Annotated in this window: 10 protein-coding genes and 1 pseudogene; 7 read left to right on the top strand and 4 right to left on the bottom strand. The window is 66.5% G+C overall.

Annotated features, from left to right (window positions below; all coding sequences use genetic code 11):
• Positions 1-98: 98 nt before the first annotated feature.
• The 4 genes and pseudogenes from fdxA to ptsP all read left to right on the top strand — a co-directional run bounded on the left by fdxA (position 99) and on the right by ptsP (position 3,878).
• Complete coding sequence (gene fdxA, locus ADJ79_RS10145) at positions 99-428, top strand: ferredoxin FdxA (RefSeq protein ID WP_050715859.1); 330 nt, start codon at positions 99-101, stop codon at positions 426-428.
• 27 nt (positions 429-455) lie between these two features.
• On the top strand, positions 456-1,544 hold the full coding sequence (locus ADJ79_RS10140) for an NAD(P)/FAD-dependent oxidoreductase (protein ID WP_050715858.1): 1,089 nt from the start codon (positions 456-458) through the stop codon (positions 1,542-1,544).
• A gap of 208 nt (positions 1,545-1,752) precedes the next feature.
• Positions 1,753-1,848, top strand: a pseudogene (locus ADJ79_RS15715) (amino acid transporter); the annotation flags it as partial.
• A 233-nt stretch (positions 1,849-2,081) separates the two neighbouring features.
• Positions 2,082-3,878, top strand: coding sequence for a phosphoenolpyruvate--protein phosphotransferase (ptsP, locus tag ADJ79_RS10130; RefSeq protein WP_050715856.1), 1,797 nt, complete (start codon positions 2,082-2,084; stop codon positions 3,876-3,878).
• Positions 3,879-3,903: 25 nt separating this feature from the next.
• On the opposite strand, the gene ADJ79_RS10125 is transcribed toward ptsP, so the two are convergent.
• Positions 3,904-4,791, bottom strand: coding sequence for a fumarylacetoacetate hydrolase family protein (locus tag ADJ79_RS10125; protein WP_050715855.1), 888 nt, complete (start codon positions 4,789-4,791; stop codon positions 3,904-3,906).
• A 362-nt stretch (positions 4,792-5,153) separates the two neighbouring features.
• Here ADJ79_RS10125 and serS point away from each other — a divergent pair, with 362 nt between their 5' ends.
• The 3 genes from serS to ADJ79_RS10110 all read left to right on the top strand — a co-directional run bounded on the left by serS (position 5,154) and on the right by ADJ79_RS10110 (position 9,366).
• Positions 5,154-6,455, top strand: a complete 1,302-nt coding sequence (gene serS, locus ADJ79_RS10120) for a serine--tRNA ligase (protein ID WP_050715854.1) — start codon at positions 5,154-5,156, stop codon at positions 6,453-6,455.
• A 373-nt stretch (positions 6,456-6,828) separates the two neighbouring features.
• Complete coding sequence (gene ychF / locus ADJ79_RS10115; RefSeq protein ID WP_050715853.1) at positions 6,829-7,923, top strand: redox-regulated ATPase YchF; 1,095 nt, start codon at positions 6,829-6,831, stop codon at positions 7,921-7,923.
• 21 nt (positions 7,924-7,944) lie between these two features.
• Positions 7,945-9,366, top strand: coding sequence for a DUF2130 domain-containing protein (locus ADJ79_RS10110; RefSeq protein WP_050715852.1), 1,422 nt, complete (start codon positions 7,945-7,947; stop codon positions 9,364-9,366).
• A gap of 299 nt (positions 9,367-9,665) precedes the next feature.
• Here the strand turns inward: ADJ79_RS10110 and ADJ79_RS10105 are convergent, their stop codons facing one another.
• The 3 genes from ADJ79_RS10105 to ADJ79_RS10095 all read right to left on the bottom strand — a co-directional run bounded on the left by ADJ79_RS10105 (position 9,666) and on the right by ADJ79_RS10095 (position 13,119).
• On the bottom strand, positions 9,666-10,889 hold the full coding sequence (locus tag ADJ79_RS10105; protein WP_156304134.1) for a hypothetical protein: 1,224 nt from the start codon (positions 10,887-10,889) through the stop codon (positions 9,666-9,668).
• A 115-nt stretch (positions 10,890-11,004) separates the two neighbouring features.
• Positions 11,005-12,246, bottom strand: coding sequence for a hypothetical protein (locus tag ADJ79_RS10100; RefSeq protein WP_050715850.1), 1,242 nt, complete (start codon positions 12,244-12,246; stop codon positions 11,005-11,007).
• An 87-nt stretch (positions 12,247-12,333) separates the two neighbouring features.
• Positions 12,334-13,119 carry a hypothetical protein gene (locus ADJ79_RS10095; RefSeq protein ID WP_050715059.1) on the bottom strand — a complete coding sequence of 262 codons (786 nt, stop codon included), beginning with the start codon at positions 13,117-13,119 and terminating at the stop codon, positions 12,334-12,336.
• Between the last annotated feature and the right edge of the window lie 382 nt (positions 13,120-13,501).

Genomic DNA, 13,501 nt, shown 5'->3' with positions numbered 1-13,501 from the left:
ACAAGTGAAATTCTTAGAATCCCGCCATCCAGCGCCGGACACGTTTGCAAACATGCGGCATCCGGCCTTGTTCCTTTTCCCGACCCTAAAAAAAGCATATGGCCCACGTCGTTACCGAAGCTTGCATCCGCTGCAAGTACACCGATTGCGTAGATGTCTGCCCCGTGGACTGCTTCCACGAAGGCCCCAACTTTCTTGCCATTGACCCGGACGAGTGCATCGACTGCGGCGTGTGCGTGCCCGAGTGCCCGGTGGACGCCATCTTCGCCGAAGAAGACATTCCCAGCGGGCAGGAGCACATGGCCGAACTCAACGCCGAGCTGTCGCACCTGCCGGACTGGAAGCCCATCACCAAGCGCAAAGGCAGCCTGCCGGATGCCGAAGAGTGGCGCGACCGCACCGACAAACTGGGCGAGCTGCTGCGCTAAGCGCTTCTTTTCCCCTCATCACCCGCCATGCCCATGACCGAACCCGCCGCCGACTGCTTTGAAACCGACGCCATCATCATCGGCGCAGGGCCGGTGGGGCTGTTTCAGGTGTTCGAGCTGGGCCTGCTGGAAGCGCGCGCCCACGTCATCGACGCACTGCCGCAAGTGGGCGGCCAGCCGGTGGAGCTGTATCCCGACAAGCCTATCTACGACATTCCCGCCGTGCCCGTGTGCACGGGCCGCGAGCTGGCCGAGGCGCTGATGAAGCAGATTGCGCCCTTCAAGCCCGTGTTCCACCTGGGCCAGCAAGTCAGCCGGCTTCAGCGGCAGGCCGACGGGCGCTTTCTGGTGGAAACCACGCTGGGCGTGCGCGGCCTGGCGCGCGCCGTCTTCATTGCCGCAGGCGTGGGCGCGTTCCAGCCCCGGCCGCTGAAAGTGCCGGGCGTTGAAGCCTTTGAAGGGCGGCACGTGCTCTACCGCGTGCAAAAGCCCGAAGCCTTCGCGGGCCAGCAAGTGGCCGTGGCCGGCGGCGGCGATTCGGCGCTGGACTGGGCCAACCACCTGGCCGGGCTGCCGCCGCAAACGGCCCCGGCGGGCGTCATCCTCATTCACCGGCGCGATGCCTTCAGCGCCGCCCCGGCCAGCGTCAGCCGCATGCGCGCGCTGTGCGAGCAAGGCCGCATGCAGCTGGCCATCGGCCAGATCACCGGCCTGGAAGGCAGCGCAGGCGACGCCAGCCGCCTGGCCGCCCTCAAGCTCACGGGCGCAGACGGCGTCACGCGCCGCCTGCCGCTGGATGCGCTGCTCGTCTTTCACGGCATGAGTCCGCGCCTGGGGCCTATTGCCGACTGGGGCCTGGCCATCGAGCGCAAGCAGCTGGCGGTAGATACTGAAAAGTTCTCCACCAGCGAGCCGGGCATCTTCGCCGTGGGCGACATCAACACCTACCCGGGCAAGAAAAAACTCATCCTCAGCGGCTTTCACGAAGCCACGCTGGCCGCCTACGGCGCCCTGCCCTTTTTGTTTCCGGGCAAAGACGTGTTCTTCCAATACACCACCACCAGCCCCAACCTGCACCGCGCGCTGGGCGTATCGCCCGATTTGTCGGACTTGTGAGACCCGCGCGGCGGCTCCCGGGGCCTGCTCGCAAGCGGAGCGCGGGAAGATGGGGCGCAGGCTGCCTTTTAGCTCTGTTTTCCATAGCATGATGTCCTAGTGGAACGGGCGCAAGAGCTGTTTTTGGCCCGCTTGAATTTGCTCCTGTTTTGAATGCATGGCCGCCGCTTCTCCCTTTGGCGCAGCGCGGCGGCCCGCTTCTTGTCTGATGCCGCTCGCCTCATTCATTCAGGGCCTGGCCACCACGCGGGGCCTGATCGTCGCCATTGGCGCGCAAAACGCCTTCGTGCTGCGGCAGGCGCTGGATGCGCTCCTCGGCCTGCTCATGTGGGCGCAGGCCGCCGCGCTGGCGCGGCATGTCTGGCTGGCCGCATGGGCGGCCCTGCCGCAATGAAGTAACCTGCCGGGGCTGACGCCTGTTTGGGCCACGCCTTTTTTGACGCTCCTGCGCTTTTCTCTCCCCCTGTTTTCCGCTCCCGTTTTCCGCTCTGCCTGCGCTGCATGGCTGAACGGGCGCAACCCCGTCTTTCCGCCCCCATGAACACGCCCACGGACACCCAAACGAGCTTCACCCTCGCAGGCCAGCCTGCCGCGCGCGGCATCGCCATAGGCCGCGCCGTGCTGGCGCCTTCCAGCCGCATGGACGTGGCGCATGACTTCATCACCCCCGCGCAAGTGCCCGCCGAGCTGGCCCGGCTGGCTGCCGCGCGCGAGGCCGTGGCGGCCCGCTTGCAGCGCCTGCGCACTGACATGCCGCGCGACACGCCCGCCGAGCTGTCGGCCATGCTGGATGTGCACCTGATGATGCTGCTCGACGAGGTGATGGCCGCCGAAACCGCCCGCTGGGTGCGCGAGCGCCACTACAACGCCGAGTGGGCCATTGCCACGCAGCTGGAAGTGCTCTCGCGCCAGTTCGACGAGATGGAAGACGCCTACCTGCGCGAGCGCAAGGCCGACGTGGCGCAGGTGGCGGCGCGCCTGCTGCGCGAGCTGCGCGGCGTGCCGGCTTCGCCCCTGTCCGCGCCCGCGCCGCTGCAGGCCCTGCAAGACGGCGCGGCAGCGGCCCTGCCCGCGCCAGCGGGCGGCAGCGAAGCCAGCCTGGTGCTGATTGCGTCTGACCTTTCGCCCGCCGACATGCTGCAATTCAAAAAGCGCGTGTTCGCCGGCTTTGCCACCGACGAGGGCAGCAGCGCCAGCCACACGGCCATCGTCGCCCGCAGCCTGGACATTCCTTCCGTCGTGGGCGCGGGCCAGGCCAGCCAGCGCATCCGGCAAGACGACGTGGTCATCATCGACGGCGATGCGGGCCTCATCCATGTGAACCCCGGCCCTGCCATGCTGGAGGAATACCGGGGCAGACGCCAGCAGGCCGAGCGGCAAAGGCAGCGCCTGGCGCAAATTGCCAGCACCCCCGCCGTCACGCAAGACGGCCAGCCCATCGAGCTGCTGGCCAACATCGAGCAGCCCGCCGACACCGCCGCCGCCCTGGCCGCCAGCGCCGTGGGCGTGGGCCTGCTGCGCAGTGAATTCCTTTTCATGGGCCGCGAAGGCCGCCTGCCTGACGAAGAAGAGCAATACGCCGCCTACAGCGCCGCCGTGCAGGGCATGCGCGGCCTGCCCGTGACCATCCGCACCGTGGACGTGGGCGCAGACAAGCCGCTGGACGCGCGCCACCCCAGCCCGCACCAGAACCCGGCCATGAGCCTGCGCGCCATACGCTGGAGCCTGTCGGAGCCGGCCATGTTCCTGGTTCAGCTGCGCGCCATCTTGCGCGCCGCCGCGCACGGCCCCGTGCAAATGCTCATTCCCATGCTCGCGCACGGCAGCGAAATCCGCCAGACGCTGGAACTCATCGCCAGGGCGCGCGCGCAGCTTCAGGCGCGCGGGCAGGCGCACGGCCCCTGCGCGGTGGGCGCGATGATCGAAATTCCGGCCGCCGCCCTCACCGCGCCGCTGTTTCTGCGGCATTTCGACTTTCTGTCCATCGGCACCAACGACCTCGTGCAGTACACCCTGGCCATAGACCGCACCGACCCCGCCGTGGCCCACCTGTACGACCCCCTGCACCCCGCCGTGCTGCGCCTGATTGCCGGCACCATCGCCGCAGGGCGCGCCCACGGCAAGCCCGTGTGCGTGTGCGGCGAAATGGCGGGCGACGCCGCCATGACCGCCCTGCTGCTGGGCCTGGGCCTGCGCAGTTTTTCCATGCACCCGGCGCGCATCCTCGCCGTCAAGCAGCAAATCCTGCAATCCGACGCCTCCCGCTTGGCCGCCTGGGCGCAGGCCGTCATCGCCAGCGACGAACCGGCCGAATTGCTGGCGCAGCGGCCTTGAGCGCCTGCTTGCCCTGAACAGGCGCTCAAGACAGACGCAAGTCAATGGCGCCAAACAGGGGCGCGCCGTCTTTGGCCCTGGCTTGCAGGTGCAGGGCGTCGCCAGCTTGCAGCCAGGCAGCTTGCAGGCCGCTGGCGCGGCGCTGCTGAATGCTGGAGTGGCCGGAGGCGGCAGGCGTGGGGCCTGCGCCCAGCAGGCTGCCGGCCGTCAGCGCGCGGGTGCGGGCGCAGGCGGCGGCCAGCTGGCCCAGCGGCCAGGCGCGGCGGGTATCGAGCAAGCCGGTTTTGCGCCCGTTCAGGCTGGCCTGGAGAGTGAGGCTGGCCACGCCCGCCTGCCAGGCGGGGCCGAGTTCATCGGGCGTGAGGGCAACGGGGGCGAAAGCAGTGGCAGGGCAGCTATCGGCCCAGGGCGCTTCGCGCAGGCGCAAGGGGCAGGCCAGCGCAAGCAGGCGAATGGCATCCTGCCCCTGATCGGCGGTGGCGGCGCGGGGCGCATCGGCCACGATGGCGGCCAGCTGCGGCTCAAAGTCCAGCGCGCCGGGCAGGGCGGGCAGAGGGCCGCAAGGGCCGCGCAAGGTATCGCCCGCAGCCAGAAAGAGAGCGGGAGCGGCGCCGTCTGGCGCGTGGCCTGGCGGCGCGCCCTCCTCTGGCGCGCAGCTTGCCAGCGCCCACTGAAAGGCGCGCGGCAGCGGGGCCAGACACAGGGCGGGATCGAAGGCAAAGGCGTGACGGGCGTGGCCGCTGTTGAGCGCGTCAGACAGCGTTTGCAATTGCGGAGCGATGAAGTTCCAGTCTTGCAGCGCCTGCTGCAAAGTGGCGGCAATGCCGCTGGCGTAGCAGGCGCTGCCCAGATCGCGCGAGACGACAGCGAGCTGCCCGTCGCGCGAGCCGTCGTGGAAAGAGGCCAATTTCATGCGGGCAAGTATGGCGGCTTTCCCCTGGCCAAAGAGCAGGCTCTGCGGCGCTCTGGGCAGGCCCTCATGCCTGGCGCAGGGCGCCAAAAGAGCGGTTCAGGCGGCTCAGGCGGCTCAGGGCGCGCCAGCGCATGAGCAGAAGCGGGCTGCTTTTCGCTCCTCTATCCATAGCATGATGTCCTAGTGGAAACTGCGCTGAAAGCATTTTTAACCTGCCCAATTCGCTCCTGTTTTTGATGTCTTTCAGTGGGCAGCCTGGCGGCGGCTGGTGACAGTGGGGCTGAAAACCGGGCTGAAACTGGCGCGGCGGGCCTCTGGCAGCGGGCCTGGGCCGGGCAAGCGCCTTCCTACAATCGCGCTCCATGCTTGATCCCCAACTCCTACGCAAAGACCTGGAGGGCGTGCTCCAGCGCCTGGCCACCCGCAAAAACCCGCAGCCTTTTCTGGACGAAGCGGCCTTCCGCGCGCTGGAAGCCGAGCGCAAAGCCATCCAGACCCGCACCGAAGAGCTGCAAGCGCAGCGCAACGCCGCCAGCAAGCAAATCGGCCAGCGCAAGGCCAAAGGCGAAAGCGCCGACGACCTGATGGCGCAAATGGCCGCCCTCAAAAGCGGGCTGGACCAGTCCGCCGAACGCCTGGCCGCCATTCAGCAGCAAATGGAAGCGCTGCTGCTGGCCGTGCCCAACCTGCCGCATGAAAGCGTGCCCGTCGGCGCCGACGAAACGCAAAACCTCGAAGTGCGCCGCTGGGGCGAGCCGCCGCGCTTTGCCTTTGCCGTGCGCGACCACGTGGACCTGGGCGCGCCGCTGGGGCTGGACTTTGAAACCGGCGCCAAGCTCTCCGGCGCGCGCTTTGCCTTTCTGCGCGGCCCCGCCGCCCGCCTGCACCGGGCGCTGGCGCAATTCATGCTCGACGTGCAAACGCAGCAGCACGGCTACACCGAGTGCTACACGCCCTACATCGTCAATGACCGGGCGCTGCGCGGCACCGGCCAGCTGCCCAAGTTCGAGGCCGACTTGTTCGCCGCCCAAAAAGGCGGGCAAGAAGGCCAGGCCGAGCCGATGTACCTCATTCCCACCGCCGAAGTGCCGCTGACCAACTACGTGCAAGGCGAAATCCTGGCCGAAGCCAGCCTGCCCCTCAAACTCACCGCGCACAGCCCGTGCTTTCGCTCCGAAGCCGGCAGCGCCGGGCGCGACACGCGCGGCATGATCCGCCAGCACCAGTTCGACAAAGTGGAAATGGTGCAAATCACCCACCCCGCAAAAAGCTACGAGGCGCTGGATGAAATGGTCGGCCACGCCGAGCATGTGCTCCAGCTGCTGGAGCTGCCCTACCGCGTGGTGCTGCTGTGCACCGGCGACATGGGCTTTGGCAGCGCCAAAACCTTCGACCTGGAAGTGTGGCTGCCCGCACAAAACACCTACCGCGAAATCTCCTCCGTCAGCAACTGCGAGGCCTTTCAGGCGCGCCGCCTGCAAGCACGCTTCAAAACGGCGCAGGGCAAAAACGAACTCGTGCACACCCTCAACGGCAGCGGCCTGGCCGTGGGCCGCGCGCTGGTGGCCGTGCTGGAAAACCACCAGCAGGCCGACGGCAGCATCCGCATTCCCGCCGCGCTGCAACCCTATCTGGACAGCAGGCAAACGCTTCAGGCCGCCTGAGAGCCTGTTCAGAAAACCCGCTCCGATCGCCCTCTTTCCGCCGCCAGCCGCCTCGCCCGCATGGGAACAGGCGGCTTTTTTGCGCCAGCGGGCAGGGCAGAAAAGAGCAAAGAAACGGGTTCTGGCGCGCTCCGTCTGCCTGGAAGATACCAAAAGAAGGAGCAAATCCAGAGGGGTCGAAATGCCGCTTTGCACACGCTCCACTAGGACCTCATGCTATGGATAAAGTAGCGAAATATCACGGTGCGCCCGCCGCCCGCTCCCAGCCTGCGGACAGGCTGCCGAAAAGCAGGAGCGCCAGGCCTTCCGCCACAGGGCCTGCGGCGGGGCGCGCCCCTAGAATGCCCGCTTTTTCCCTCTACTGGACCCCCTCATGAGCCTCCAATGCGGCATCGTGGGCCTGCCCAACGTGGGCAAGTCCACTCTTTTCAACGCGCTGACCCGGGCGGGCATTGCCGCCGAGAACTACCCGTTTTGCACCATCGAACCCAACACCGGCGTGGTGGAAGTGCCCGACCCGCGCCTGAAACAGCTGGCCGAGGTGGTCAAGCCCGAGCGCGTGGTGCCCGCCATCGTCGAATTCGTGGACATCGCCGGGCTGGTGGCCGGCGCCAGCCAGGGCGAAGGGCTGGGCAACCAGTTTCTGGCGCACATCCGCGAGACAGACGCCATCGTGAACGTGGTGCGCTGCTTTGAAGACGCCAACGTGGTTCACGTGGCCGGCAAGGTCGATCCCATTGCCGACATCGAAGTCATCCAGACCGAGCTGTGCCTGGCCGATCTGGGCACGGTCGAAAAAGCCGTGCAGCGCTACACCAAAGCCAGCAAAAGCGGCAACGACAAGGAAGCCGCCGCCATGCTCGGGCTGCTGGAGCCGGTGCAGGCCGCCCTGAACGAAGGCCGCCCCGTGCGCACCCTGGCGCTCTCGCCCGAAGACCAGGCGCGCCTCAAGCCCCTGTGCCTCATCACCGCCAAGCCCGCCATGTTCGTGGGCAACGTCAGCGAAGACGGCTTTGAAAACAACCCGCTGCTGGCGCGCTTGCAGGAATACGCCGCCAGCCAGAATGCCCCCGTGGTGGCCATCTGCGCCAAGATGGAAGCCGACATGGCCGACATGAGCGACGAAGACAAGGCGCTTTTCCTGGAAGAAATGGGCCAGAGCGAGCCGGGCCTGAACCGGCTGATCCGCGCGGCTTTCCGCCTGCTGGGCCTGCAAACTTACTTCACCGCCGGCGTCAAGGAAGTGCGCGCCTGGACGATTCACATCGGCGACACCGCCCCGCAAGCGGCGGGCGTCATCCACGGCGATTTCGAGCGCGGCTTCATCCGCGCCCAGACCATTTCTTTCGACGACTTCATCCGCTACCAGGGCGAGCAAGGCGCCAAAGAGGCCGGAAAAATGCGCGCCGAAGGCAAGGACTACGTCGTCAAAGACGGCGACGTGATGAACTTCTTGTTCAACGTGTGAGGGGACAAAGGAAGGGCCGCCATGCACGACATCATCTGCCCGCATTGCAGCAAGGCATTCAAGATTGACGAATCGGGCTATGCCGACATCCTGCGGCAGGTGCGCGACCGCGAATTTGACAAGCAGCTGCACGAGCGGCTGGAAATGGCCGAGCGTGAAAAGCAAACCGCCCTCAAGCTGGCCCGCAGCGAAGCGGCCAGCCAGTTGCAGCGGGCCGCCGCTGAAAAAGAAGCGCAGATTCAGGCGCTTGAGGCCCAGTTGCAGGCCAGCGGCAAAGATCAGCAGCTGGCCGTGGAACAAGCGCGCCACGCCGCCGAAAAAGAGCGCGACGAACTGGCCCGCCAGCTGGCGCAGCAGCAACAGGCCCAGAAAGCCGCCGCGCAATTGGCCGAAGCGCGGCTGGCAAGCGCATTGCAGCAGGCCGCCGCCGAAAGCGCGGCGCAAATCCAGGAGCTGAAGGCCCGGCTGCAAACGGCTGACGCGGCGCACGAATTGAATATTGCCAAGGCCGTCAGCGAAATGCAGCAGGAGCGCGATGCGCTGAAAAGCCAGCTTGAGCAGGCGGAGATGGCCAAAAAGCTGTCCGAGCAATCCCTGAAAGAACGCTACGAAATCCAGTTGAAAGATCGCGACGCGGCCATTGAGCGCCTGCGCGACATGAAGGCGCGCCTGTCCACCAAAATGGTGGGCGAAACGCTGGAGCAGCACTGCGAAACCGAATTCAACCGCCTGCGCGCAACGGCTTTTGCTCGCGCCTATTTTGAAAAAGACAATGACGCCAGCAGCGGCAGCAAGGGTGATTTCATTTTCCGCGAACAGGATGAATCAGGCGCGGAAATCGTTTCCATCATGTTCGAGATGAAAAACGAAAATGAAACCACGGCCACGAAGAAGAAAAACGAGGATTTTCTGAAAGAGCTGGACCGCGACCGCAACGAAAAGAAATGCGAATATGCCGTGCTGGTTTCGCTGCTGGAGCCAGATAGCGAGCTTTACAACGGCGGCATTGTTGATGTTTCGCACCGTTATCCAAAAATGTACGTGATCAGGCCGCAGTTTTTCATTCCCATGATCACGCTGCTGCGCAATGCGGCGCTCAATGCCGCCCAATACAAGGCCGAATTGGCGCTGGTGAAGGCGCAGAATGTGGATATTACGAATTTTGAAAACCAGCTCGAAGCTTTCAAGACCGCTTTTGGCAAAAACTACGATCTGGCTTCGCGGCGCTTTCAGACGGCGATTGACGAAATCGACAAATCCATCGACCACCTGCAAAAAACCCGCGATGCCCTGTTGGGCGCCGACCGCAATTTGCGTCTGGCCAATGACAAGGCGCAGGATGTGACCATCAAGAAGCTCACGCGCGGCAACCCCACCATGAAGGCCCGCTTTGACGAGCTGAAAAACCGCGAAAGCCCGCAGGAGCCGCCGCGCGCAGGCTGAACCCGCCAGCCGATCACCCGCCAAGGCGGCAAGAGGAGCGAAAGCGGCTCCGGCGCGCCCCGTGCGTTTGATCTGGCGCTGCACCTGTCCTCCTGACCCGGCCAGAGCGCCCAGGCGCGGGCGTTCATTCCGCTCGCGTCTTGCTCTGCCCTTTGATTTTGCTCTTTTAATCGGAGCATGAGGTCCTAGTGGAAAGGGCGCAAGAGCCGTTTTTGACTCCGCCAAATCCGCTCCTCTTTTCAAGAAGCATGAGCGGGCTGTGCGCCGCAGAAGAAACGGCCCCGGGCCGGGCAGCGGCCTCAGTGCGCCTGCGGCGCTGGCTCCAGCCGCTGCACCACCTGCCACTGCCGCCCGTCGCGGCTATGCAGCAAGGCCGTGGCGGCGGGGGCTTCCTCCTCCCATGTCAGGGTGGCGGCGTAGCCGAAGGCGGGGTGGTAAATGGCGTCAAAGTCACACAGCATGGCTTGCGCGGCCTGCGGCGGCAGACCGGCAATGCTCAAAGGCTGCGGCGCGCCCAGTTGCGCCGCCGCGCCATCCCAGCGGCTCACGTGCAGCTGGCTTGGCCAAGGCAGGTACGCACGCTCCAGCTCGCGCCGCGCCGTAAACACCAGCGCGCCGCACGCGTCGCCCGTGCTACAGCAGCCGATCAGGCTGAAGCCGTCCAGCACGCGCATCAGCGTCAGCGGCGGCGGCTCGCTGGCGGCAGCAGCGGCCAGACCATCAACGCGCGCCAGCAGCAGCGCCATGTAGTCGTCTGGCGCGGGCGGGCCAATCATCCAGAAAAAGTAGTCAATCGGGCCATGCAGGCCGCGCGTGAGCGGCGCGCCCAGCAGCCAGCGCGGGCCGCTTTCAACGCCAGGCAGGGCAGCCAGCCAGGCTTCCGCGCCGAGCACGTCCGACCAGCCTGCGGCAGAGGCGCCCAGTTCGTTGACGCGCCACACATCACGCCCTTGCCAGCGGGCGGCTACAGCCAGCGGGCGCACGCTCCAGCGCAGCAGCAGCGCCTCGCTGAAGTCGTAATCATCGTCTCTGCCAGCTAGCAGGCGCGGTGCCATGCCCGCCGCCCAGAGCTGGCCCGCGCAGGACCAGGCGGCAAAAATTTGCGCGTCGTCCACCGGTTCCAGCTCCACCGCCTGCTTTGCATCGGCGGCAAATACGCGCACCTGCCGCGCGGTGTTGGCGAAAAACACCGTCAACCCGCCCACTTGCGCGCTGACTACGGATGGATAGGGCGGTAAAACGGACAAACCCCAGCCTGTGGCAGGAGCCACGGTGAGCGGCCTGTGCCCATCCAGCAGCGCCCAGATGCGCCGCGGCGAGGCCAGCCACGGCACGCCATCTTGCGGGGCGGCATGGCCCCAGACGTACACGGTGCCGCCCTGATCGTCTCGCGGCCAGAGCCGCGCACCAATGGCCGCGCCGCCTGTGCCTGGCGTCACCGTGACGGCCTGCCCCTCCGGGCCGCGCAGCACGGGCTGGGCCAGCGCCAGAAACAAGGGGTCGATTGGGGTTGATGCATCCATGCAAAGTCCATCCTGAAAATTGCCTTTGGCTCCAGCGAGACACTCTGCGGGCTGACCCAGAGGCGAGGGGGCAAGGCCAGCAACCCTGGCAGCCCCGGCAAGACGGGCAGCGGCTTCAGTGCGCCTGCGGCGCTGGCTCCAGCCGCTGCACCACCTGCCACTGCCGCCCGTCGCGGCTATGCAGCAAGGCCGTGGCGGCGGGGGCTTCTTCCTCCCATGTCAGGGTGGCGGCATAGCCGAAGGCGGGGTGGTAAATGGCGTCAAAGTCACACAGCATGGCTTGCGCGGCCTGCGGCGGCAAACCGGCAATGCTCAGCGGCTGCGGCGCGCCCAGCTGCGCCGCCGCGCCATCCCAGCGGCTGACGTGAAGCTGGCTTGGCTGGCACGAGTTGTACGCATTTTCCAGCTCGCGCCGCGCCGTGAACACCAGTGCGCCGTCCGCGCTGCCGCCCATGCCGCAGCAGCCAACCAGGCTGAACCCGTCCAGCACGCGCATCAGGGTCAGCGGCGGCGGCTCGTTGGCCGCCGCCGCCGCCAGACCATCAACGCGCGCCAGCAGCAGCGCCATGTAATCGTCTGGCGCGGGCGGACCGAGCAGCAACCAGTAGGGATAGTCAAGCGGGTCATGCACGCCGCGCGTGATCGGCGCGCCCAGCAGCCAGCGCGGGCCGCTTTCCGCGCCGGGCAGGGCTGCCAGCCAGGCTTCCACGCCGAGCACGTCCGACCAGCCAGCGGCAGACGTGGCCAGTTCGTTGACGCGCCACAGATCGCGCCCTTGCCAGCGGGCGGCCACGGCCAGCGGGCGCGTGTTCCAGCGCAGCAGCAGCGCCTGGCTAAGGTCGGAATCATCACCGCCGCCAGCCACCAGGCGCGATGTCATGCCTGCCGTCCAGAGCTGGCCAGCGCAGGACCAGGCGGCGAAGATTTGCGCGTCGTCCACCGGCTCCAGCTCCACCGCCTGCTCGGCATCTGCGGCGAACACGCGCACCTGCTGCGCGGTGTTGGCGAAAAACACTGTCAGTCCGCCCACTTGCGCGCTCACCACGGATGGATAGGGCGCTTCGGGCGGCCCGCCGTTCCATCCCCAGCCGGTGGTTGGAGCCACGGTGAGCGGCCTGTGCCCGTCCAGCAGCGCCCAGACGCGCCGCTGCGAGGCCAGCCACGGCACGCTGTCTTGCGGGGCGGCGTGGCCCCAGGCGTACACGGCGCCGCCCTGATCGTCTCGCGGCCAGAGCCGGGCGCCAATGGCCGCGCCGCCTGTGCCTGGCGTCACCGTGACGGCCTGCCCCTCCGGGCCGCGCAGCACGGGCTGGGCCAGCGCCAGAAACAAAGGGTCGATTGGGTTTGATGCGTCCATGCAAAGTCCATCCTGAAAAACGGTTCCCGGCGGCGGGCCGTGCGCTCGCAGCCGATCAAGGAGCGGCAGCGCCAGATCCGCGCCGAATCAGTGAGCGACGGCCTGATACGCGGCTTCACCGCCACGGGAGCCAAGCCAGTAGCCGACAGCTCCTGCCGCCGCGCCCACCAGAAAGCCGGTCACGTTGCCCAGCACCGGCACGATGCTGCCTGAAGCGCTGCCAACCAGCGCGCCCGCCGCCGCCGCGCCCAGCCAGCCGCCCGCCACGCGCGAGACTTCCTTGCCCGTGTTGTCCCAATGGCCGCTCTTCATGCTTTCTTGCACCTGCCGGGTGACGGATACGCCATCCATCACGGCCCCAACGACAGCCAGCGCGCGGCCTCCATGCTTCAGTGCTTTCAGGCTACGGCTGGCACTGTCGGCGTTCTGGGTGGTGGCATTGAAAGTGGGGTCACTTTTGCCCGCCCCCTCAATGATTTTTTGCGAAATGGCGATGTCCTTCTGGGCCGCTGGCATGGCAGCGTATGCAGCACCCTGCGTTTTTCGTATATCAATTTCGTTTTTCTTCCATAGCTTTTTAAATATTGGCGCGTTTTTCTTGGCGCTCTCCGAAGCGACCAGCCCCTTGGCGGAAAGCTGCTCCCGCACGTTCTTCATGATCTGGTTGCGGCTTTCGCTGGCTTCTTTGGCGGCCTGGCGCCAGGCCAGCGGATCGCCCGCCTTGGCCGGGTCGGTGATGAAGAATTTTTCCGGCAGCGTCTTCAGCGGTCGGATGTATTGCTCAACGCGGAGGCGCGCATCGGAAAACAGCTCGCCTGCAATGGCATTCAGGCCGCGCGCAGGCAGTTGGTAGCCGTGTTCGGTTGCAGCCAATACCTGCTTCAGGGGACGGCTGTCCTTCAGGGAGCTGCCAGCGTCCTGCGCGGCCGCCTCAAGCTGCTCGGGCAGCCAGCCCAGATGCGCGTCAACGGGCGCGGCGCGGGCGTAGCCCAGCAGGCCCGTTCCAACGCCTTTGGCGTCATCCGTACGAGGGGGAGAAGGATTGCGCGGCGATGTTCACGATATGGCTCCTGACGAAATAGGGGGACGGGCATGATACATACACGGTACTACTTACATGCGCCTATTCCTGGTTGCCGGCGCGGTTTTCCGTTTGCTGCGCGGCCGGCGGCGTTGCAGCCCATCCCGCCGATTCGCGGCCCCACGCGGCCAGATCGTGAGCAGGTTCTGAAAAACGGTTTCCGGCGACGGGCTG

Source organism: Ottowia sp. oral taxon 894 (genome assembly GCF_001262075.1).
Lineage (GTDB): Bacteria > Pseudomonadota > Gammaproteobacteria > Burkholderiales > Burkholderiaceae_C > Ottowia > Ottowia massiliensis.
The sequence above is the reverse complement of the archived record's forward strand: the minus strand, read 5'-3'. Positions and strand labels throughout refer to the sequence as shown.

What these genes read in the sequence shown, in the direction of transcription:
- fdxA (WP_050715859.1), top strand. Translation starts at nt 99, where the DNA reads ATGGCCCACGTCGTTACCGAAGCTTGCATCCGCTGCAAGTACACCGAT.
- ADJ79_RS10140 (WP_050715858.1), top strand. Translation starts at nt 456, where the DNA reads ATGCCCATGACCGAACCCGCCGCCGACTGCTTTGAAACCGACGCCATC.
- ptsP (WP_050715856.1), top strand. Translation starts at nt 2,082, where the DNA reads ATGAACACGCCCACGGACACCCAAACGAGCTTCACCCTCGCAGGCCAG.
- ADJ79_RS10125 (WP_050715855.1), bottom strand. Translation starts at nt 4,791, where the DNA reads ATGAAATTGGCCTCTTTCCACGACGGCTCGCGCGACGGGCAGCTCGCT.
- serS (WP_050715854.1), top strand. Translation starts at nt 5,154, where the DNA reads ATGCTTGATCCCCAACTCCTACGCAAAGACCTGGAGGGCGTGCTCCAG.
- ychF (WP_050715853.1), top strand. Translation starts at nt 6,829, where the DNA reads ATGAGCCTCCAATGCGGCATCGTGGGCCTGCCCAACGTGGGCAAGTCC.
- ADJ79_RS10110 (WP_050715852.1), top strand. Translation starts at nt 7,945, where the DNA reads ATGCACGACATCATCTGCCCGCATTGCAGCAAGGCATTCAAGATTGAC.
- ADJ79_RS10105 (WP_156304134.1), bottom strand. Translation starts at nt 10,889, where the DNA reads ATGGATGCATCAACCCCAATCGACCCCTTGTTTCTGGCGCTGGCCCAG.
- ADJ79_RS10100 (WP_050715850.1), bottom strand. Translation starts at nt 12,246, where the DNA reads ATGGACGCATCAAACCCAATCGACCCTTTGTTTCTGGCGCTGGCCCAG.